Source organism: Pseudomonas sp. A34-9, assembly GCF_029543085.1.
GTDB lineage: Bacteria > Pseudomonadota > Gammaproteobacteria > Pseudomonadales > Pseudomonadaceae > Aquipseudomonas.
In genome coordinates this window covers 5,470,857-5,490,000 of sequence record NZ_CP119967.1, presented here as the reverse complement: position 1 = coordinate 5,490,000, position 19,144 = coordinate 5,470,857, and the positions used below count along the sequence as shown (strand labels likewise).

Here is a 19,144-nt window from a genome sequence, read left to right as displayed (position 1 = left end):
ACGATGTGGGAAGGCTTAGACAGCTAGGAGGTTGGCTTAGAAGCAGCCACCCTTTAAAGAAAGCGTAATAGCTCACTAGTCGAGTCGGCCTGCGCGGAAGATGTAACGGGGCTCAAACCATACACCGAAGCTACGGGTATCATCTTCGGATGATGCGGTAGAGGAGCGTTCTGTAAGCCTGTGAAGGTGAGTTGAGAAGCTTGCTGGAGGTATCAGAAGTGCGAATGCTGACATGAGTAACGACAATGGGTGTGAAAAACACCCACGCCGAAAGACCAAGGTTTCCTGCGCAACGTTAATCGACGCAGGGTTAGTCGGTCCCTAAGGCGAGGCTGAAAAGCGTAGTCGATGGAAAACAGGTTAATATTCCTGTACTTCTGGTTATTGCGATGGAGGGACGGAGAAGGCTAGGCCAGCTTGGCGTTGGTTGTCCAAGTTTAAGGTGGTAGGCTGAGATCTTAGGTAAATCCGGGATCTTAAGGCCGAGAGCTGATGACGAGTGTTCTTTTAGAACACGAAGTGGTTGATGCCATGCTTCCAAGAAAAGCTTCTAAGCTTCAGGTAACCAGGAACCGTACCCCAAACCGACACAGGTGGTTGGGTAGAGAATACCAAGGCGCTTGAGAGAACTCGGGTGAAGGAACTAGGCAAAATGGCACCGTAACTTCGGGAGAAGGTGCGCCGGTGAGGGTGAAGGACTTGCTCCGTAAGCTCATGCCGGTCGAAGATACCAGGCCGCTGCGACTGTTTATTAAAAACACAGCACTCTGCAAACACGAAAGTGGACGTATAGGGTGTGACGCCTGCCCGGTGCCGGAAGGTTAATTGATGGGGTTAGCTAACGCGAAGCTCTTGATCGAAGCCCCGGTAAACGGCGGCCGTAACTATAACGGTCCTAAGGTAGCGAAATTCCTTGTCGGGTAAGTTCCGACCTGCACGAATGGCGTAACGATGGCGGCGCTGTCTCCACCCGAGACTCAGTGAAATTGAAATCGCTGTGAAGATGCAGTGTATCCGCGGCTAGACGGAAAGACCCCGTGAACCTTTACTATAGCTTTGCACTGGACTTTGAATTTGCTTGTGTAGGATAGGTGGGAGGCTTTGAAGCGTGGACGCCAGTTCGCGTGGAGCCATCCTTGAAATACCACCCTGGCAACTTTGAGGTTCTAACTCAGGTCCGTTATCCGGATCGAGGACAGTGTATGGTGGGTAGTTTGACTGGGGCGGTCTCCTCCTAAAGAGTAACGGAGGAGTACGAAGGTGCGCTCAGACCGGTCGGAAATCGGTCGTAGAGTATAAAGGCAAAAGCGCGCTTGACTGCGAGACAGACACGTCGAGCAGGTACGAAAGTAGGTCTTAGTGATCCGGTGGTTCTGTATGGAAGGGCCATCGCTCAACGGATAAAAGGTACTCCGGGGATAACAGGCTGATACCGCCCAAGAGTTCATATCGACGGCGGTGTTTGGCACCTCGATGTCGGCTCATCACATCCTGGGGCTGAAGCCGGTCCCAAGGGTATGGCTGTTCGCCATTTAAAGTGGTACGCGAGCTGGGTTTAGAACGTCGTGAGACAGTTCGGTCCCTATCTGCCGTGGACGTTTGAGATTTGAGAGGGGCTGCTCCTAGTACGAGAGGACCGGAGTGGACGAACCTCTGGTGTTCCGGTTGTCACGCCAGTGGCATTGCCGGGTAGCTATGTTCGGGAAAGATAACCGCTGAAAGCATCTAAGCGGGAAACTTGCCTCAAGATGAGATCTCACTGGAACCTTGAGTTCCCTGAAGGGCCGTCGAAGACTACGACGTTGATAGGTTGGGTGTGTAAGCGCTGTGAGGCGTTGAGCTAACCAATACTAATTGCCCGTGAGGCTTGACCATATAACACCCAAGCAATTTGACTACTCGAGAGAGCATCAGATTGCGGTGTGTGAAGACGAAACGAACCGAAAGTTCGATGCTCACAAAACACCGAAAGCTGTCACATACCCAATTTGCTGAAGCGAGGCCCTCTGGCCACGATTCGGTACCCGAATTTCTTGACGACCATAGAGCGTTGGAACCACCTGATCCCATCCCGAACTCAGCAGTGAAACGATGCATCGCCGATGGTAGTGTGGGGTTTCCCCATGTGAGAGTAGGTCATCGTCAAGATTAAATTCCGAAACCCCAATTGCGAAAGCAGTTGGGGTTTTGTTTTGCCCGCAGGAAAGTATTTTGCTCGCCGTAGCGAACAAATTTGCACAGTTATTTTCGAATCAGAACACTAGAATAGCCCCACCTTATTCGGAGCCAGAGCCTTTATGTCAGAGCCGGTTGACGCCCCCGGGCTGTCAGATTTACCGCTGGAAGACTTGGTGGCCTGTCACGAGTGCGATCTGCTGATGCGCAAGCCAACACTGGCTCACGGCGAGAAAGCCCTCTGTCCTCGCTGCGGTTACGAGTTATATGCCCACCGCCATAACGTGGTGCAGCGCAGCCTTGCCTTGGTGATTGCAGCCTTGTTGCTGTACATCCCGGCAAACTTTTTACCCATCATGCAACTCAATATCCTCGGACAATCTTCGCAGGATACGGTCTGGAGCGGCGTACTCGGTCTGTTCAACACGGACATGCAGGGTGTGTCGATCGTTGTGTTCCTGTGCAGCATGGCCATACCGTTGCTGAAGTTGCTATGCCAGTTATTCGTTCTACTGACGATCCGTTTCGATATCGGTCGCAGCTACGGTTTGCTGCTTTACCGCATTTACCACCACCTCAAAGACTGGGGAATGCTCGAGGTTTACCTCATGGGTGTACTGGTGGCGATCGTCAAACTGGCGGACATGGCAGCCATCACCGTCGGTCTTGGCCTGGCGTGTTTCATTGGTTTGTTACTCGTACAGGTATGGCTGGAGGTGGTGATGTCACCGCATCAGATCTGGCAGGCGTTATCAGGGGAAGATGCTCATGCGGGCGATTGATGCGGGCATTCTGGTCTGTACCGAATGTCATGAGTTGAACAGGCAGGAAGCGGACACCGACGAGCAGACCTGCACCCGCTGTGGTGCATTGGTCCACGCTCGCAGGCCGAACAGTCTCACCCGTACCTGGGCACTGCTGATCACGGCAGCGATTATCTATATCCCAGCCAACGTGCTGCCGATCATGACTGTCAGTTCTTTGGGCCAGGGTGATCCGAGCACCATTATGTCCGGCGTGATCCAGTTGGTGCAGCACGGCATGATTCCGATTGCGGCTGTAGTGTTTATCGCCAGTATTCTCGTGCCCACCTTCAAACTGGTGGGTATTGCGCTGCTGCTGTTTTCGGTACAACGACGCCAACCGTTGTCCGCGCGTCAGCGTATCTGGATGTACCGCTTCATCGAGTTCATCGGCCGCTGGTCGATGCTCGATATTTTTGTGATCGCCATTCTGGTGGCGGTCGTCAACTTCGGCCGGCTTGCCAGTGTCGAAGCCAATCTTGGCGCCATCGCCTTCGCCAGTGTGGTGATTCTGACGATGCTTGCCGCAGTAACTTTCGATCCCCGACTGATTTGGGATAACACGGAGTCGGACGACGACCATGACTGATTTGCCCGTAGCGAAAACCCGACCGGCCTCGAACTGGTCTGCCATTTGGGTACTGCCTCTGATCGCGCTGATCATCGGCGGCTGGCTTGGCTGGCGTGCCTACTCCGAAACCGGTATCGAGATTCAGATCCGCTTTGAAAGCGGTGAAGGCATCCAGGCCAACAAGACCGAGGTCATGTATAAAGGCATGTCGGTCGGTAAGGTCAAGGCGCTCAAGCTCGACGATGAAGGCAACTCTAAAGGGGTGATCGCTACCGTCGAGATGAATAAAGACGTCGAGCAATACCTCAAGACCAGCACGCGCTTCTGGCTGGTCAAACCGAGCGTGACCCTGGCCGGCATCACCGGTCTGGAAACCCTGGTTTCCGGTAACTACGTCGCTATCAGTCCCGGCGAAGGCGAGCCAACGCGCAAGTTCAAGGCGCTGGCCGAGGAGCCGCCACTGTCGGACGCCAAACCCGGCCTGCACCTGACCATCAAGGCTGATCGTCTCGGTTCGTTGAATCGTGGCAGCCCGGTGTTCTACAAGCAGATCAAGGTTGGCCAAATCAAGAGCTACGTGCTGTCGGAAGATCAAAGCACCGTTGAGCTCAAAGTCTTCATCGAGCCGACCTACGCCAAACTGGTGCGCAAACACACGCGTTTCTGGAACGCCAGCGGCATCAGCATCGACGCCAACCTGTCTGGCGTGAAAGTGCGCAGCGAATCGCTGGCCAGCATCGTCGCCGGGGGTATCGCCTTCGCCACGCCGGAGAACCGCAAGGACAGTCCGCCGACTGATCCAAGCCTGCCATTCCGTCTCTACGAAGACTTCGATGCCGCGGCTGCCGGGATTCGTGTGAAGGTCAAACTCAGTGACTTTGAAGGGCTACAGGCCGGGCGCACCCCGGTGATGTACAAAGGCATTCAAGTCGGCAACATGAAAGCGCTGAAAGTTGATCCTGATCTGAACAGCGCCACTGCGGAGCTGACCCTTGATCCATTGGCCGAGGACTATCTGGTTGATGGCACACAGTTCTGGGTGGTCAAACCGTCGATTTCCCTCGCCGGTATCACCGGGCTCGAAGCTCTGGTGAAAGGTAACTACATCGCCGTGCGCCCCGGAGACAAAGGTGCGCCGCCGAAACGCGAATTCGAGGCGCGTCCAAAAGCGCCGCCGCTGGATCTGCGTTCACCGGGGCTGCACCTGGTGTTGTTCACTGACACCCTCGGCTCGATCGATGTCGGCAGTCCGATTCTGTACAAGCAGGTCAAGGTCGGATCGGTGCAGAGCTATCAGTTCTCCAAGACGCGCAAACAGATCATCGTCGGTGTGCACATCGAGAAGGAATACGAAAACCTGGTCAACGCCTCGACGCGTTTCTGGAATGTCAGCGGTGTCACCCTGACTGGCGGTTTGACCGGCGGGATCCAAGTGAAGAGCGAATCACTGCAAACCCTGATGGCCGGCGGCATCGCCTTCGAAACACCGCAAGCCAAGGCACCGTTGCAGAAGCGCATCCCGCGTTTCCGTCTGTTTGCCAATCATGACGACGCCAGTAAAAAAGGCAGCGTAGTGACGATCAAAGTCGATCGCGCCGACGGTCTCGGCAGTGGCACGCCCGTTCGCTTCAAAGGACTGGACGTCGGCAAGATCGAAAGCGTCGATCTGACTGACGACCTGCAATCGGTCATCCTCACGGCGCGCATCACTGAAGTGCCGGAGAAGATCGCGCGCGTGGGTAGCCAGTTCTGGGTGGTCAAGCCTGAGCTCGGTCTGATCAAGACAGAAAATCTGGAAACCCTGGTGACCGGCAAGTACATCGAAGTACAACCGGCAGCGAAGAACCTCGGCCCACAGAAGAGCTTCGTGGCACTGGCCAATGCGCCGGAAGTGACCAAGCAAGAGGCAGGGTTGAGTCTGGTACTGAGCGCTGCCCGTCGTGGTTCGCTGAAACCCGGAGTGCCGGTGACTTACCGTGAAATTACTGTCGGTAAGGTGACGGGGTACGAACTGGGGCAGACGGCGGATCGTGTGTTGGTGCACATTCTGATCGAGCCGAAATACGCGCCGCTGGTGCGCAGCGGTAGTCGGTTCTGGAACACCAGCGGTGTCGGATTTGATATCGGGTTGTTCAACGGGCTGACGGTGCGCACCGAGTCGCTGGAGACAGCGATTCAGGGCGGGATTGCCTTTGCTACGCCGGACGGGGAGCGCATGGGCAACCCGGCGCGGGCCGAGCAGACATTCCCGTTGTTCGACAAGTTTGAGGATGAGTGGCTGACCTGGGCGCCGAAGATTTCCCTTGGTAAGTAACCTTGGGGCGTCTGTAAGGATGCCTTCGCGAGCAGGCTCGCTCCCACAGTGGATGTGTGGAGTACCCAAAATTGGGTTCCAAACTGATCCCTGTGGGAGCGAGCCTGCTCGCGAAAAGGCCTCAGCGTTCAGCACAAACCCCAAGCCATAAAAAAGGGCCGCGATCCAAACAGATCGCGGCCCTTTTTATGCCTTTAGCTAACGCCGATCAAACCGCATCCAGCTCCGGCTCATCCGCCTCAACATTCAGCGTCGCCTTCACCACATCATGGCGACGGATGTACTTCCAGTCCGCCTCATCAATGTAGATCCCGGCCGGGCCGCTGCCGCCTTCCAGGTCGATAGCAACACTGGCGCAGACCTGCGGCTTCACACTCGCCAGAATCGGCACGAAGCCCAGTTGCAGGCTGGTTTCCAGCAATGCGGCCTGGTTCTTCTCATCGATGTCCGCCGCCTCGTCGAGGTAGTACGGCAGACGCACGCGACCGGCCAGATCGCGATCCATCAAGTGCAGCAACAAGTACATGTTGGTCAGCGCCTTGATGGTCATGGTCGTACCGTTGGACGCCGCGCCGTCGATGTCGGTGTGGATCACTGGCTGGCCGTTGACCTTGGTGATCTCGAACGCCAGTTCGAACAAGTCCTTGAGGCCGAGCTGGTTGTGGTTGGCCGCCACCAGCCGCGCCAGGTATTCCTTGGCCTCTTCGTTCTTGTTGTCCTGCTCGGCGCTTTGGCTCAGATCGAATACGGAGAGGGTTTCGCCTTCTTCGTACTGACCGGCGCTGTGGATGATCTGGTCGATGTGCTTGAGCGCTTCCTTGTTCGGCGCAAGGACGATGCGGAAGCTCTGCAGGTTGGAGACTTGACGCTTGTTGATCTCGCGGTTGAACAGCGCCAATTGATGTTCGAGGCTGTCGTAGTCGCTGCGGATGTTGCGCAGCGTGCGGGCGATGTCGGTGACCGCCGCGCGACGGGCCTTGCCCAAGGTCAGCGCTTCATCGGTACGGTGCGCGTAAGCGTTGATCAGCAGCGACAGACGGCGCTCCATGTCGTCTTCGCTGTCGAACTTGGCCACGCCTTTGAGGCGCACCTGCGCGTACAGCGCTTCGATCTGGCCATCGGCGCGCAGCAGGCCTTGCCAGCTGTCCTGATAGTCGTTGAGCAGCGGCAGCAGGTTGTCCATCGAATCGTCGACCGGATCCATGAACGGCGTACCGAACGGCAAATCTGCCGGCAACAACTGACGGCGGCGCAGCGCATCGTCGAGGGTGCGCTGCTTGGCTTCCATGTCAGCGATCTGCCGGCCGACCAGTTGCAGCTTGGCCGACAGTTGCTGGACGCGTTCGGTGAAAGCATCACTGGAGCGCTTGAGTTCGTCCTGCGCGCCTTCCATCTGCGCCAGTTGCTCGAGCTTGTCGCCTTCTTCAGCGCTCAGGGTCTGCGTGCGGCGGAAATCTTCCAGTGCTTTCTGCGCATCCAGCACTTGCTGATAAAGCGCTTCGGTCTGAGTCTTGCTCGCGGCGCGGTCGGCGGCCACGGCCTGTTGGGTCTTGAGCTGTTTCAGCTCTTTTTCCAGACGCTCTTTCTGATCGCGCAACGCGGCACGGTCGGCCAGGGCTTGCAGGGCCGGCGGCTCGATGTGCGAGATGTCGATCGACAGGCCCGGCACTTCAAAGCGCTCGCCTTTGAAGCCATCGAGAATCAGCTCAACCGACTTCACCCACTCGCCGTCGTCGTCGAGGGTGATGCCGTGTTCGCCCAGCGGCAGGCTGAACAGCGCGCTGTTGAACAGGCGCATCAGACGCTCGACGTCTTGTTGCGAGAACTCTTCGCGCAGGCGGGCGTAGCTGTTGTTGTCGGCATGATCGAGTTGCTGCTTCACCGACTTCAGGCGTTTTTCCAGATCGCGCACGCGCTCTTCCAGATCTTCAGCGCTGAACTGACGCGATTGCGCCAAGGCGCCAGCCAATTCGTCGTGGGCATCTTTGGCAGCGAGCAATTGTTGCTCCAGCACTTTGACGTCGTCGACCAGGGCGAAGCGATTCTTCAACACCGACAGCTCGCCGAGCCAGCGCTGGATGCCGGAAATTTCCCGCTCCAGGCGCATCAGTTCCTGGGTGCCGCCGCGCTGATCGTTTTGCAGGCTGTCCTGCTCGCCACGGTAATGGTCGGCCTGAATCGTCAGCTCTTCCTTGCGCGCACTGGCGTAGTCCGACCAGGTGCCGAGCAGCGAGTCGAGCAGCGGCGACAGGCGATGCAGCTTGCCGCGCAGCACGTCGCGCTGTTTCACGCCGTTGGCCAGTGCTTCAACCAACGGGCCGGCAGCCACCAGCGAGTTGTAGTCCTGTTCCATCCGGCGCACGTCGCGGAAGGCTTCTTCGCACGCGGCGATGTAATCGACGCTGCCGGAACGCAAGCTGTGTTCGAAGGCATCGAGGAACAACTGCTTCAACTTGGCTGCAGTGATTTCGCGCATGTGCAGCAGGTTGATGAACAGCGCGCGGAAGGTCTTCAGGCTCTGCTCACTGGTGGAGCGCAGCGGGATCAGCGTCAGGTCGAGCGGGATCGACGTGTGACCACCGACCAGCAAACGACGCAGCTCATCCGGCTTGAGTTCGTAGGCTTTCAGGCCTTCTTTCTCAAGGTTGCTGAACAGCTCTTTCTGGCGCAGGCAGGTGTCGTTCTTCTGGTAATGCGCCAGATCAAGCTTGCCGGCGTAGGCGAAGAACTGGTGACCGAAACCACCGCCCGGGCCACGACCGACCACGCCGATCACGTGCGGGCCGTGCGGCAGGTTCACTTCGACGAGGATGTAGCTGGTGTCGGACGCGAAGTAGAAACGCCGCGATTGTTCGAGGCTGTACTTGCCGAAGCTCATGTCGGACATGCGCGCCAGGATCGGGAACTGCAAGGCGTTGATCGACGCCGATTTACCAAGGTTGTTCGCGCCGTAGACCGACAACGGTTCTTCCAGCGGGAACAGGCCGAGGCTGTAACCGGCGGTGTTCAAAAGGGCAAAGCGGCGGATGCCGTAGCGTTCCTGGCTCATGCGTCGGACTCCTGTTCTTCGGCAATGGCGCGGGCCAGTGCGTCTTCTTCGCTTTCCTCTTCAAATTCGGAAAGATCGAGCGGATCGTCGGTTTCGAGGAATTTGGCTTCCGCCGCTTCATCGATCAGCACCGGCGCCGGCAGCGGCAATACGCTGTGCACGCTGGCTGCCAGATCACGGTCTTGCTGCACCGACAGGCAGACGTCGAGGAAACGGTGCATCGGCGGCAGGAAGCGATACACGCCGTTTTCTTCGCCGGCGAAACCGAGTTGAGTCATGCGGCGCATGATCTTTTCTTCGAGTTCTTCAACCGTTTGCACTTCGGCCTGAATGAACAGGTCGCGGTATTTCTCCAGTAGCGACGGCAACTCTTCGCGGCCGAGGCTGCCGCCATCGAGCACGGCGATCGGATCGCGGCCCTGGTCGGCCAGATGCTCGACGAGGATAAAAGTAAACAGCGCCAGACGCTGGGCAGTCTTGTTCACCGCTGCGGCGGCCATGTCCGGCACGAAGTAGTAGAAACCACGGGTATCGCAGACCAGTTCAAACCCCAGCGCCTTGAACAGCGTGCGGTATTGATCCTGGAAGTTCGACAGTTGCGCGTACAGCTCCGGGTCGCGGCGGCTGACGTGGTAACCCTTGAACAACTCGCGGAAGATCGGCGCGAGTTGCGACAGTTCGGAAAGATCAAGTTGCATTTGCAGTACCTGCAGAGAGGGCGCTCGCAGAATCCTCGGCGGCGCTGTCGCTGGCCGAGAGCAGGGCGAAGGAGCGCAGGCTGACCTGGTGCTCATGAGTGTGGTATTCGCGGCGTTCCAGACGCTCGCGCTTGAAGCGTTTTTCCCGCGACAGGCGCGAGAACCAGTAGAGCAATTCGTCGGTGGCGCCGTCCGGTTCCTGCTCCAGCAGCCAGGTCATCAGATCCGGCATCGGCAGGGCTTCTTCGCAACGGTCGACCATCTCGCGCACGGTGCGCGGTGCGCGTGGGGCTTCGCCTTTCTGGGTTTTGTGCGCTTTCGGGAAGCGCGCCGGTTTCGGCTCGAATCGCGCCAGGGCATAAACGTAGGCTTCGACCTGACTGGCGCTGCCAAGGAAGGTGCTCTGCGGGCGGGTAAACAGCGGCATCGCCGCTTGCGGCACGGCATCAATGCCTTTGCGGCGAATGGCCGCCAGAGCGAGTGCGGCGCCACGGGTCACGGCGTTGTGCCGACGCGCTTCTTCACGCAGCGGCAGCAGCAGTTCGCGGGCATGACGCAACGTCAGCTGGGCGCTGGTCTGCATTTCGAGGATGCGCGCGTGGGTGCGCAGCAGCATGTCGTCATCGACCAGATGGCCGAGGCGTTGCTGTTCGCTGAGCATCTTCAGCAATACGGTTTCGACCTTGCGCACGCCTTGTTCGAAGGCGCCGTCGGCGTTTACCAGATCGATCATCGGCTCGACGTATTCGTCCCAGGTCGCCAGCACTTCGGCGTAACGCTGACGCAGCGGAATTTGCCGGTCGCTGGTCTTCGCACGTTCGGCGACGGCGACCAAGGCCTGTTCGTCGTTGTCGAGCTTCTTCAGCACGTCGCGTACACGCATGTCGAGCAGGCGCAACTGGCGCGCGAGGTCGTGGCCGTCGCGGATGTCGAACGCGTCCTGGATGTACCCGGCCAGACGCTCGAGGTGGCGCAGATAGGCTTCGATTTCCAGGCACAGGCCCAAGCGGTGTTCACGGCGCAAGTAAGCGAGGAAATCGTGAATCTGCGCGTTCAGCTCGAAACGGTTCGGGCTTTTCGCCACCGGAATCAGAATATCGAGGCGAATCCACACGTCGAGCAGGCTGGTGATGTCCTGCGGTGTGCTGTCCAGTTGTTGGGCGGCCAGTTGCGCGCGCAGTTCGTTAAGGCTCAATGTGCCTTGGTCGAAGTGCTCACACAGCGGCTCAAGCAGTGCCCAGTGTTCAGCGAGGGCGCGCAAGACGCGCTTGGGTTCGATCATCGGAATGCCCGGCTGGTTGGCAATGAAAAGCGGCGATTGTACTGCATCACGAAGGATGCGATTCACTCTTGGGACGGACTGTTGCTTTCTATGGGTACAGGGTGTTGGTCAAGTCTATCGATCAACAACGGGCGATCTTGAGCGAAGGGCGGTAGAATCAGCGCACTTCAGTTATCCACAAGTGGCCGACCCTTGCTAATCGAGTCCCGCCGCCGCGCCTATTTGAACGCCATGCAGGTGGTCAATTGGCTGCCGCGCACCGAATTGCCTTTCGCCGCACCGTCGCGGCCCGAGCTGCTGGACATGCCCGAGCCCGAGGTAGAGGCGCCGATGGTGCTCGCGCCGCAGGCCGAAGCACCGGCAGCACCGACTGCGCGTCCGAGTGAACGGCCGAAGATCGAGGTGCCGCGCCCTTCGCCGGCCAGCACGCGAACCAACGCCAAACCGGTGGAAGAGGCCGACGACACGCCAGTCGTCAGCAAACCGGCACCGGTGCCGCCACCGCGTTTCGCCCTGCAATTACTGCGCGCCGGGCGTTGCCTGCTGCTGGTCGAGTTACCCACCGGCGAACCGTTCCAGAGCCGTGATCCCGCGTATTTGCTGCTCAAAGACATGCTGCGCGCCGCCGGTCTGCCGGATGCACCGCAAATTGTCGGCGAGCCTGTGCGTTGGCCGTGGCTCAATCGCGGCACCATGGATCAAGGCCCGGAAGCGGCGCGCGATTTCGTGCAGGGGTTTCTTTCCGTGCAAATGGAGGCCGCACCGTGTGCCTGCCTGTGGCTGATCGGCCTGCCAGCGGTGCGTTTTGCTGGTGAAGCGGACGCCGAAGCGTTCAATCGTGAATTGCAGATCGAAGGTCTGGGCTCGGCCTGGGCCATTCCCGGTCTGGAATTGTTAATGGAAGAGCCACAGCGCAAGGCCGCTGTGTGGCAAGCCATGCGTCGGCTGATGGCGCGCTGGAAAGAATCGAATGAGTGACGCTGTATCGTTCCGCCCGATGACCGAGGCGGATCTGGAAACCGTGCTGAAAATCGAGTACGCCGCTTACAGCCATCCGTGGACCCGCGGGATTTTTCTGGATGGGCTGGGCAAGTACCAGATCTGGCTGATGTTCGAAGGGCAGCAACAGGTTGGCCACGGGGTGGTGCAGATCATTCTGGATGAGGCGCACCTGCTCAATATCACCGTCAAACCTGAGAATCAGGGACGTGGATTGGGGCTGACGCTGCTCGAGCATCTGATGTCGCGGGCCTATGCGGCGCAGGCGCGGGAGTGTTTTCTGGAAGTGCGTGACAGCAATACAGCGGCGTTCAAATTGTACGAGCGTTATGGCTTTAACGAGATCGGCCGGCGTCGGGATTACTATCCGGCGGTGGGCGGGCGTGAAGATGCCGTGGTCATGGCCTGCACCCTGGTTGACTGACACTGCTCTGTAGGAGCTGCCGCAGGCTGCGATCTTTTGATTTTGTTTTTAGGTCAAGATCAAATGATCGCAGCCTTCGGCAGCTCCTACAGGGGATCGGAACTCTTAGCGGTTGCCATCCAGCGGATCGCGCCGCGCCAGCTCCGCCTCATCCAGCCCATTACCGCCGCCGATGTCATCTTCATCGACCAGGCTCAAATCCCAGTCCGCCGGATTGTCTTCGCCAGCCTCTTCGGCGTCCCGCGCACCGTCTTCATGAATCAGCGTTTCCGGGCTCATGTCATCGTCCGTCGGCTCATGATCATTCACCGAAGCCCCGGTCATCCCGGCCTCGCGCACCCGCTCACGCGGCATCAACTGCTCGCGCTCACGCTCCGGGATCTCATCACCGATTTTCGCGCTGGGTTGGTCTTCGTCGAAATCCAGCTCATGCACCGAACCCATGCGGTCTTCGTTATCATCAATGGGTTCTGGTTGCACCGCATCGTAGGGACGTCGTGAATCAGTCATGGCAATTCCTCATACTGTGGGCCTTACTTAGGTGGACTCACCGGGCACACGAGAATTCCAATGAAATCACTTGCGGTGGCGGCGTGACCCCGACGGGCGGTCGTCTGTCATACCAGCGCATCTTTCTTGAGGCCTTACAGCATGCATGACTTACAAGACCTGATTGATAACAACGAGCGTTGGGCTGACGCGATCACCAAGGAAGACCCGGATTTCTTCGCCAAGCTGGCGCGTCAGCAAACCCCTGAATACCTGTGGATCGGTTGTTCCGATGCGCGTGTGCCGGCCAACGAGATCGTCGGCATGCTGCCGGGCGATCTGTTCGTGCACCGCAACGTCGCCAACGTCGTGCTGCACACCGACCTTAACTGTCTGTCGGTGATCCAGTACGCGGTCGACGTACTCAAGGTCAAACACATCCTCGTCACTGGCCACTACGGCTGTGGCGGTGTGCGCGCGTCGATGCAGGATCGTCAGTTCGGCCTGATTGATGGCTGGCTGCGTTCGATTCGCGATCTGTACTACGAAAAGCGCGAAGAACTGGCCAAGCTGCCAACCGAAGAAGAGCAGGTTGATCGGATGTGCGAACTCAACGTTATCCAGCAAGTGGCCAACGTCGCGCACACCAGCATCATCCAGAACGCCTGGCATCGCGGGCAGAGCCTGTCGATCCACGGTTGCATCTACGGCATCAAGGACGGTCGCTGGAAAAGTCTCAACACCACCATCAGTGGTTTCGAGCAATTGCCGCCGCAGTATCGTCTGCGTCCGGTCGGCGCGGTGTAATCCGCTTTTCAACGCGCCTTTCAGCGCAAGCCGCAATGCCGCCAGCGCTGTAGAAAGCGCTGGCCTTCGAGGCTGGGTGGTTCGTCGAAACCGGTGATCCACCCGCGGCACCGTGAGGAACCGCAACCGCAGGCGAACTGGTGCGACAGTTTGTCTTCGGTGGCGGCGTAGTCCATGGTCAACCGTTCCCCGCTGTGGATATCTTTCAGCGCCCACAGCCATAACTCGCTCATGTCGAGAAATACGTTGGGGTCGCACGCGTGTTCGATCAATCCGCAGAAGCGCGGGTCGTAAATGTGGATGCCCGTCAGCAGTTGCCGGGTCTGTCGGCAGCGATAGGGCAGCAATTGCCCTGACACCCGGCACATTCGCTGGGTGTGCAGGAATTCGCGCCGCGCTGTCACCGCCACCGGGGTGCCGTACTCATCGTGGATGATTTCAAAATCGGCACTGGCTGGAAAACCCAGTCGCACGGGAAGACCGGCGAAGGGGTAAATGCCTTCTGTATCGCGTGGCGCCGATTGCGCCATGGCATGGCTATTCATAACAGTCCTTGTCGCAAGGCTTTGCGACTTCCCTGGGTTGACGTCCTGTCAATACAACAACGCTTTCGGTGGATCCAATCGTGTCTTATTAGGTATAGCCGGTCTACTGTCAGATATGACAGGCGAATTAGACGTTTTCCCGCGTCAGCATTGGCTGACACGGGAACGTCTCGAGCCATTACAGATGCGGGGCGGGGACGGCGGTGGCTGGCAGCGGTGCCTGCAGTTGCTTCAGTTGGGCCTTGATCGGGGTGGTCGCGCACTTGGCGGCAGCCTGTTCCGGGGTCAAGTTGCGGATCGAGGTGTAAAACAGCTCGCAGGTTTTGACTTTCTGCGTGACCTGCCACGTTTGTGTGCAACTGCTGAGGGTAGCCTGCGCATCGCTGCCGGGTTTGCTGCCCATCCCTGCCTGCCAGCAGGCGGCACTCAAATCCTGACCCATGACTTTCAGGCCTGCTGCATCAGCCTTCGCCTGTGCATCGTCGCCGGTGTAACTCTTCGGGTCGGCGGCGTACCAGATGTAACTCGGGTGGTTAGAACCCAGCACCGGCACGTTCACACCTTCGCTCGGGCTGATAGTCGCCAGACCCAAGACATTCACGGTCGGCCCGTATTGCTGCTTGATCCAGTTACGCACCGGCGCGCCGAATGCGACCATCGGCAGCGTTGTGCCGCTGGCGGTCTGGCTGAACTGTTTGACCAGCGTGGTCTGGTAGTCCTTGAAATAGTCATACACGCCTTCCAGATCACTGCCGGCATTGGACGGCGCGGCGATCGGGGCGATGTCGATGATGGTTTGATAGGCCGGCGTCTGCTCGGCGGCAATGCCATTGTCGGTCAGCAGCGTGGCCCAGCGATCGGTGGTGTTCGAACGCAGATAATCCTGGGCCTGGGTCAGCGAGTAATCCGGCGGAAAGTGCAGCAGCTCGACACTTTTACGGTTTTCCAGGGCCATGCCCAGTGGCAGGAACAAATACCAGCTGTAGGCCCATTTGCCGTCGGCGTTGAGTTTGCTGGCGCCGTTATAGGCCAGATCACCGGCGTCGAGCAGTGCCGACAGGGGTTTGTCGTAATCCTTCGGCACGCCGGTGATTTCGGCGTAGATCTGGCCGTTATCGTCCTTCACCAGCACCTTGGCATCCTTGTAGCCATCGCGTTGCACGCTTTGGCTCAGGTAATGGGCGACGGTCTGTTCCAGCGTCCAGTTGCGGTAACAGATCACGTTGCAGTTGTTGGGATAAGCGAAGAGGCGGGTGACGCGTTCGCTGCTGCCCAGTTTCAGATCGACATCGGCGTGGGCGGTCGCACTCAGCGTGAGCGCGGCGACGGCCAGTGTCAGGGAGGTTAATCCTGCGAGTTTGAACATGCTCAGATCCTTTTCAGCGTGGGTTCCCCGCGTATCGGGGGCGCCTCATAGTGGATCAGCCGCGTTTGACAGAGAAGCCGTCATTGGCAGATTTTTGCGCAAACTCACAGGGCGTGTTCTCAGAGCTGAAAATGCAGGGTGTTGGTCAGATCACCCATGGGTTGCTGACCCCGGGCGATCATCGCATCGTCCCGTTGTTTGAGGCCGTCGAGGGTCTCCAACTGGAAGACGCGGGTGATCAACCGCAGGATTGACGCGGTGTCGTAAACCGTGTGATCCACCGTGCCTTTGCGCGCGAACGGCGACACCACCAGCGCTGGAACCCGGGAGCCTGGCCCCCAGCGGTCGCCCTTGGGCGGGGCGACGTGATCCCACCAGCCGCCGTTCTCGTCGACCGTGACGATGACCACCATGTTTTTCCATTGCGGACTTTCGCGCAGCACTTTCAACGCGCGCACGATGTGCCGATCCCCGGAGGCCACGTCGGCGTAACCGGCGTGCATGTTCAGGTTGCCTTGGGGTTTGTAGAAACTCACCGCCGGCAGCTTGCCGGCTTCGGCATCGGCGAAGAATTTGTTGCTGCTCGACTCATCCCCCAGGCCTGCATCGCGCAGGCGTTTATTGCGCTCGGCGGGGTTCTCCGGGCCCTGCTGCTTGAAGTAGTTGAACGGCTGATGGTGGTACTGAAAGTTGGGGATTTTCGGGATACCGCCAGAATCCTTGTACTGATCCAGCGTCGCTTGCCACGCGCCGGCATACCACGCCCAATCAATGTTCTTTTTCGACAGCTTGTCGCCGATGTGTTCGTGGGTCTGCGGCACCATGACGTTAGGCAGATCCGCTTTGGAATACGCCGGGCGCTCGGGGTCGCGAATCCATGTGGGCCAATAGGGCGGGGCGAGGGTGTTGACGCCGAAGCCGTCCGGGGTCAGCGCACTCGGGCCGAACTGCGGCGGGCCGCTCATGGCACTGGCCGGCGATTGTTCCAGCGGTTTGAGGCGCGGATCAGCCGGATCGTCGCTTTGCAGCGCGGCGATCTGCGACTTGGCCACTGAATTGGCCGCGTCTGGATAGAACGGCGCGGTGGCGCTGATCAGGTACTGGTGGTTGAGGAACGAACCACCGAAGGCGCCCTGAAAGAAGTTGTCGCACAGCACGAACTCCTGAGCCACGTCCCACAGACGCAGGGAATAGCGGCTCTGGGCGTAGTGGCCCATGGTCAAGCCACCGGAATCGGCCCAGGCCACGAAACCGTCATTCTTGCCGCCATTGATCTGCATCTGGTTCTGGTAAAACACGTGCCACAGATCGCGCGTTACCAGGCCGAACGGCAAGTCCTCGCCATTCGGGCCTTTGAGGGCGAACGGTGCATTGGGCAGGTTTTCCTGAAACTGCGTGGCGCTCGGATAGGTCACGCCATCGAGGGTTTGCGGGCCGATCTGCAGCACACCGCCCCAGACGGGCGGCAGGGTTTGCAGCAACGAGCCGTCGCGATCACGTTGTTGATAGTCGCCGGGCTTGAGCGCTGCCAGTGGTTTTTCGACACCGGGGAAATCACCGAACAGGTTGTTGAAACTGCGGTTCTCGGCGTAGATCACCACCACGGTTTTCACTTGGTCGCGCAGGGCCTTGTCCAGCTCGGCTGGCGTCAGCGGGCGCTCCACAGGTTTGCCCGGCTGATCGCTGGCGCTGCCACACCCGGCCAGTGTCGCACCCACACCAAGCACCGCGACGCCGCCGAGAAAGCGGCGGCGACTGGTGTCGGTGGGGGTATCGGAATCAGCGGAAGAGGGTATGTCGATGCCGGTTGTATCGTCGCTCATGTCTCAGCCCGTTTTGCTTAAATGTTTCAGTATGTTTCGGGCGGACGCTAGCAAGGAGATGTGACGGTTGGGTTACAACTTAAGGTGGCCGTGAAACAACGGTGGGAGCCAGCAGGCTGTCTCCCACAGGGGAATGACTTAGCCTCTCAGATCAGTTTTACGGCATCACCGGCGGCGTATACGCCAATGTCGTCCCCAACGCCCACAGCAAAACCAGCACCAGCGGCGTGTGCACCAGCAATTGCACGAACGAGAACCCGATCAGATCCCGCGCCTTCAGTCCGAGTACGCCGAGCAGCGGCAGCATGTAGAACGGGTTGATCAGGTTCGGCAGCGCTTCAGCCGCGTTGTAGATCTGCACCGCCCAGCCGAGGTGGTATTGCAGGTCATTGGCGACCTGCATCACGTACGGCGCTTCGATGATCCACTTGCCGCCACCCGACGGAATGAAGAAACCGAGAATCGCCGAATACACGCCCATCAACAGCGCATAGGTGTCGTGGGAGGCGATGCTGACGAAGAATGTCGAGATGTGGTGCGCCAGCGTTTGCGCATCCGCGCCTTTGACCGTGGTCATCAGCGCGGCAATCGAGCCATACAGCGGGAACTGAATCAACACGCCGGTGGTGGTCGGCACCGCACGGGCCACGGCATCGAGGAAACTGCGCGGACGCCAATGCAGCAGTGCGCCGAGCATGATGAACAGGAAGTTGTAAGTATTGAGCCCGGAAATCGCGGTGATCGCCGGTTTGGTCGAGAACTCATGGAACAGCCATCCCGCCGCCAGCAGCACCAGCACGATGATCAGCAGCGGACTGTGTTCCAGCCATTCGCCCGGCCGCGTGCGCGGCTGCAGCGGGGGCAGGTTGAAGGCCGGGTCGATGCCGCAGGCCTTGGCGTCGCGCGCCGAGTTTGGCCCGGGGGCGGTGGCGTAGGCGATGATGATCGAGACCACGATCAGCGCCAGCAGCATGACGCCGGATTGCCAGAGAAAAATCGTTTCGGTGAACGGAATCACTCCCGTGATCGACAGGATCGACGGCGGCAGGCTGGCGGGGTTGGCCTGCAATTGCGCAGCCGACGACGACAGACCCAGCGCCCAAACCGCGCCGAGGCCCAGATAAGCCGCAGCACCGGCGGCGCGGTAATCCATTTTCAGGTCGGTGCGGCGGGCGAGGGCGCGGACCAGCAACCCGCCGAACACCAGTGACAGACCCCAATTGAGCAACGAGGCGACCATCGAGATCAGCGCGACCCAGGCCACGGCGGAGCGGCCGTTTTTCGGGATGCGTGCCAGGCGATCAATCAGTTTTACCGCGGGCGGCGAACTGGCGACCACGTAACCGCCGATCACCACGAAAGCCATCTGCATGGTGAACGGAATCAGGCTCCAGAAGCCGTCACCGAAGGCCATGGCGGCATCGGTGGGTTTGGCGCCCATGGCCAGCGTGGCCAGGGCGACAATGATCACCGCCAACGCGGCGAACACCCAGGAGTCGGGAAACCAGCGTTCGGCGAAACTTGAACAGCGCAGGGCAAAGCGCGCAGAGCGGCTATCTTCGATATCAACGGCCACAGGGAATACCTCGGATTTTTTATGGTTATTGTGGTCCGCGGAGACAATCGCCCATCTCGACATCGCAGAGATTCCCTGTGGGAGCGAGCCTGCTCGCGAAGAGGTCGGCACATTCAACATCGGGGTTGCCTGAACTGACGCTTTCGCGAGCAGGCTCGCTCCCACATGGGGTTCACTGCGGGTGGCCGGCGTTGGTGTCGTCCCGCTGGACAGGCATAAACAG

At 59.2% G+C, this 19,144-nt stretch carries 14 protein-coding genes and 2 rRNA genes (1 of these 16 running past the window's edge); 8 read left to right on the top strand and 8 right to left on the bottom strand.

Annotated features, from left to right (window positions below; genetic code table 11):
• From P3G59_RS24500 to P3G59_RS24480, 5 genes are all read left to right on the top strand, one after another.
• Positions 1-1,875 (top strand): 23S ribosomal RNA (locus tag P3G59_RS24500) (it extends 1,019 nt beyond the left edge of the window).
• A 157-nt stretch (positions 1,876-2,032) separates the two neighbouring features.
• Positions 2,033-2,148 (top strand): 5S ribosomal RNA (gene rrf, locus P3G59_RS24495).
• A 149-nt stretch (positions 2,149-2,297) separates the two neighbouring features.
• Entirely contained in the window at positions 2,298-2,957 is a 660-nt protein-coding gene (locus P3G59_RS24490; protein WP_277759304.1) for a paraquat-inducible protein A, read from the top strand.
• On the top strand, positions 2,944-3,567 hold the full coding sequence (locus tag P3G59_RS24485) for a paraquat-inducible protein A (RefSeq protein ID WP_095050584.1): 624 nt from the start codon (positions 2,944-2,946) through the stop codon (positions 3,565-3,567). Before P3G59_RS24490 ends, P3G59_RS24485 begins: the two co-directional genes overlap by 14 nt.
• Positions 3,560-5,863: an MlaD family protein gene (locus P3G59_RS24480; protein WP_277759303.1), complete on the top strand. Its 2,304-nt coding sequence runs from the start codon at positions 3,560-3,562 to the stop codon at positions 5,861-5,863. The genes P3G59_RS24485 and P3G59_RS24480 overlap by 8 nt, the downstream gene beginning before the upstream one ends.
• A gap of 208 nt (positions 5,864-6,071) precedes the next feature.
• Here P3G59_RS24480 and mksF read toward each other — a convergent pair whose 3' ends face one another.
• From mksF to mksB, 3 genes are read right to left on the bottom strand one after another with little or no spacing between them, the layout of a single operon-like run.
• Positions 6,072-8,912, bottom strand: coding sequence for an Mks condensin complex protein MksF (mksF, locus tag P3G59_RS24475; protein ID WP_277759302.1), 2,841 nt, complete (start codon positions 8,910-8,912; stop codon positions 6,072-6,074).
• Positions 8,909-9,610: an Mks condensin complex protein MksE gene (gene mksE / locus P3G59_RS24470; protein ID WP_122595506.1), complete on the bottom strand. Its 702-nt coding sequence runs from the start codon at positions 9,608-9,610 to the stop codon at positions 8,909-8,911. The genes mksF and mksE overlap by 4 nt, the downstream gene beginning before the upstream one ends.
• Complete coding sequence (mksB, locus tag P3G59_RS24465; RefSeq protein ID WP_277759301.1) at positions 9,600-10,892, bottom strand: Mks condensin complex protein MksB; 1,293 nt, start codon at positions 10,890-10,892, stop codon at positions 9,600-9,602. Before mksB ends, mksE begins: the two co-directional genes overlap by 11 nt.
• 231 nt (positions 10,893-11,123) lie before the next feature.
• Between mksB and P3G59_RS24460 the strand changes: the two genes are divergently transcribed.
• Positions 11,124-11,870 (top strand): energy transducer TonB, encoded by a 747-nt coding sequence (locus P3G59_RS24460; RefSeq protein ID WP_277762199.1) that lies wholly within the window; start codon positions 11,124-11,126, stop codon positions 11,868-11,870.
• Complete coding sequence (gene rimI / locus P3G59_RS24455) at positions 11,863-12,315, top strand: ribosomal protein S18-alanine N-acetyltransferase (protein WP_277759300.1); 453 nt, start codon at positions 11,863-11,865, stop codon at positions 12,313-12,315. Before P3G59_RS24460 ends, rimI begins: the two co-directional genes overlap by 8 nt.
• A gap of 105 nt (positions 12,316-12,420) precedes the next feature.
• Here the strand turns inward: rimI and P3G59_RS24450 are convergent, their stop codons facing one another.
• Positions 12,421-12,825: a serine kinase/phosphatase gene (locus P3G59_RS24450; RefSeq protein WP_277759299.1), complete on the bottom strand. Its 405-nt coding sequence runs from the start codon at positions 12,823-12,825 to the stop codon at positions 12,421-12,423.
• A 141-nt stretch (positions 12,826-12,966) separates the two neighbouring features.
• Between P3G59_RS24450 and can the strand changes: the two genes are divergently transcribed.
• Positions 12,967-13,611: a carbonate dehydratase gene (can, locus tag P3G59_RS24445; protein WP_064120416.1), complete on the top strand. Its 645-nt coding sequence runs from the start codon at positions 12,967-12,969 to the stop codon at positions 13,609-13,611.
• 20 nt (positions 13,612-13,631) lie between these two features.
• On the opposite strand, the gene P3G59_RS24440 is transcribed toward can, so the two are convergent.
• The 4 genes from P3G59_RS24440 to P3G59_RS24425 all read right to left on the bottom strand — a co-directional run bounded on the left by P3G59_RS24440 (position 13,632) and on the right by P3G59_RS24425 (position 18,921).
• A complete protein-coding gene (locus P3G59_RS24440) occupies positions 13,632-14,156 on the bottom strand; it encodes an SET domain-containing protein-lysine N-methyltransferase (protein ID WP_277759298.1) in 525 nt (174 codons plus the stop codon).
• 178 nt (positions 14,157-14,334) lie between these two features.
• On the bottom strand, positions 14,335-15,522 hold the full coding sequence (locus P3G59_RS24435; RefSeq protein ID WP_277759297.1) for a hypothetical protein: 1,188 nt from the start codon (positions 15,520-15,522) through the stop codon (positions 14,335-14,337).
• Between the two features lie 119 nt (positions 15,523-15,641).
• On the bottom strand, positions 15,642-17,345 hold the full coding sequence (gene acpA / locus P3G59_RS24430; RefSeq protein ID WP_277759296.1) for an acid phosphatase: 1,704 nt from the start codon (positions 17,343-17,345) through the stop codon (positions 15,642-15,644).
• A 157-nt stretch (positions 17,346-17,502) separates the two neighbouring features.
• Positions 17,503-18,921, bottom strand: a complete 1,419-nt coding sequence (locus tag P3G59_RS24425; protein ID WP_277759295.1) for a TIGR00366 family protein — start codon at positions 18,919-18,921, stop codon at positions 17,503-17,505.
• Between the last annotated feature and the right edge of the window lie 223 nt (positions 18,922-19,144).

Bases quoted from the DNA above. Each gene is read 5' to 3' on its own strand.
- P3G59_RS24490 (WP_277759304.1), top strand. From the start codon at position 2,298: ATGTCAGAGCCGGTTGACGCCCCCGGGCTGTCAGATTTACCGCTGGAA.
- P3G59_RS24485 (WP_095050584.1), top strand. From the start codon at position 2,944: ATGCGGGCGATTGATGCGGGCATTCTGGTCTGTACCGAATGTCATGAG.
- P3G59_RS24480 (WP_277759303.1), top strand. From the start codon at position 3,560: ATGACTGATTTGCCCGTAGCGAAAACCCGACCGGCCTCGAACTGGTCT.
- mksF (WP_277759302.1), bottom strand. From the start codon at position 8,912: ATGAGCCAGGAACGCTACGGCATCCGCCGCTTTGCCCTTTTGAACACC.
- mksE (WP_122595506.1), bottom strand. From the start codon at position 9,610: ATGCAACTTGATCTTTCCGAACTGTCGCAACTCGCGCCGATCTTCCGC.
- mksB (WP_277759301.1), bottom strand. From the start codon at position 10,892: ATGATCGAACCCAAGCGCGTCTTGCGCGCCCTCGCTGAACACTGGGCA.
- P3G59_RS24460 (WP_277762199.1), top strand. From the start codon at position 11,124: ATGCAGGTGGTCAATTGGCTGCCGCGCACCGAATTGCCTTTCGCCGCA.
- rimI (WP_277759300.1), top strand. From the start codon at position 11,863: ATGAGTGACGCTGTATCGTTCCGCCCGATGACCGAGGCGGATCTGGAA.
- P3G59_RS24450 (WP_277759299.1), bottom strand. From the start codon at position 12,825: ATGACTGATTCACGACGTCCCTACGATGCGGTGCAACCAGAACCCATT.
- can (WP_064120416.1), top strand. From the start codon at position 12,967: ATGCATGACTTACAAGACCTGATTGATAACAACGAGCGTTGGGCTGAC.
- P3G59_RS24440 (WP_277759298.1), bottom strand. From the start codon at position 14,156: ATGAATAGCCATGCCATGGCGCAATCGGCGCCACGCGATACAGAAGGC.
- P3G59_RS24435 (WP_277759297.1), bottom strand. From the start codon at position 15,522: ATGTTCAAACTCGCAGGATTAACCTCCCTGACACTGGCCGTCGCCGCG.
- acpA (WP_277759296.1), bottom strand. From the start codon at position 17,345: ATGAGCGACGATACAACCGGCATCGACATACCCTCTTCCGCTGATTCC.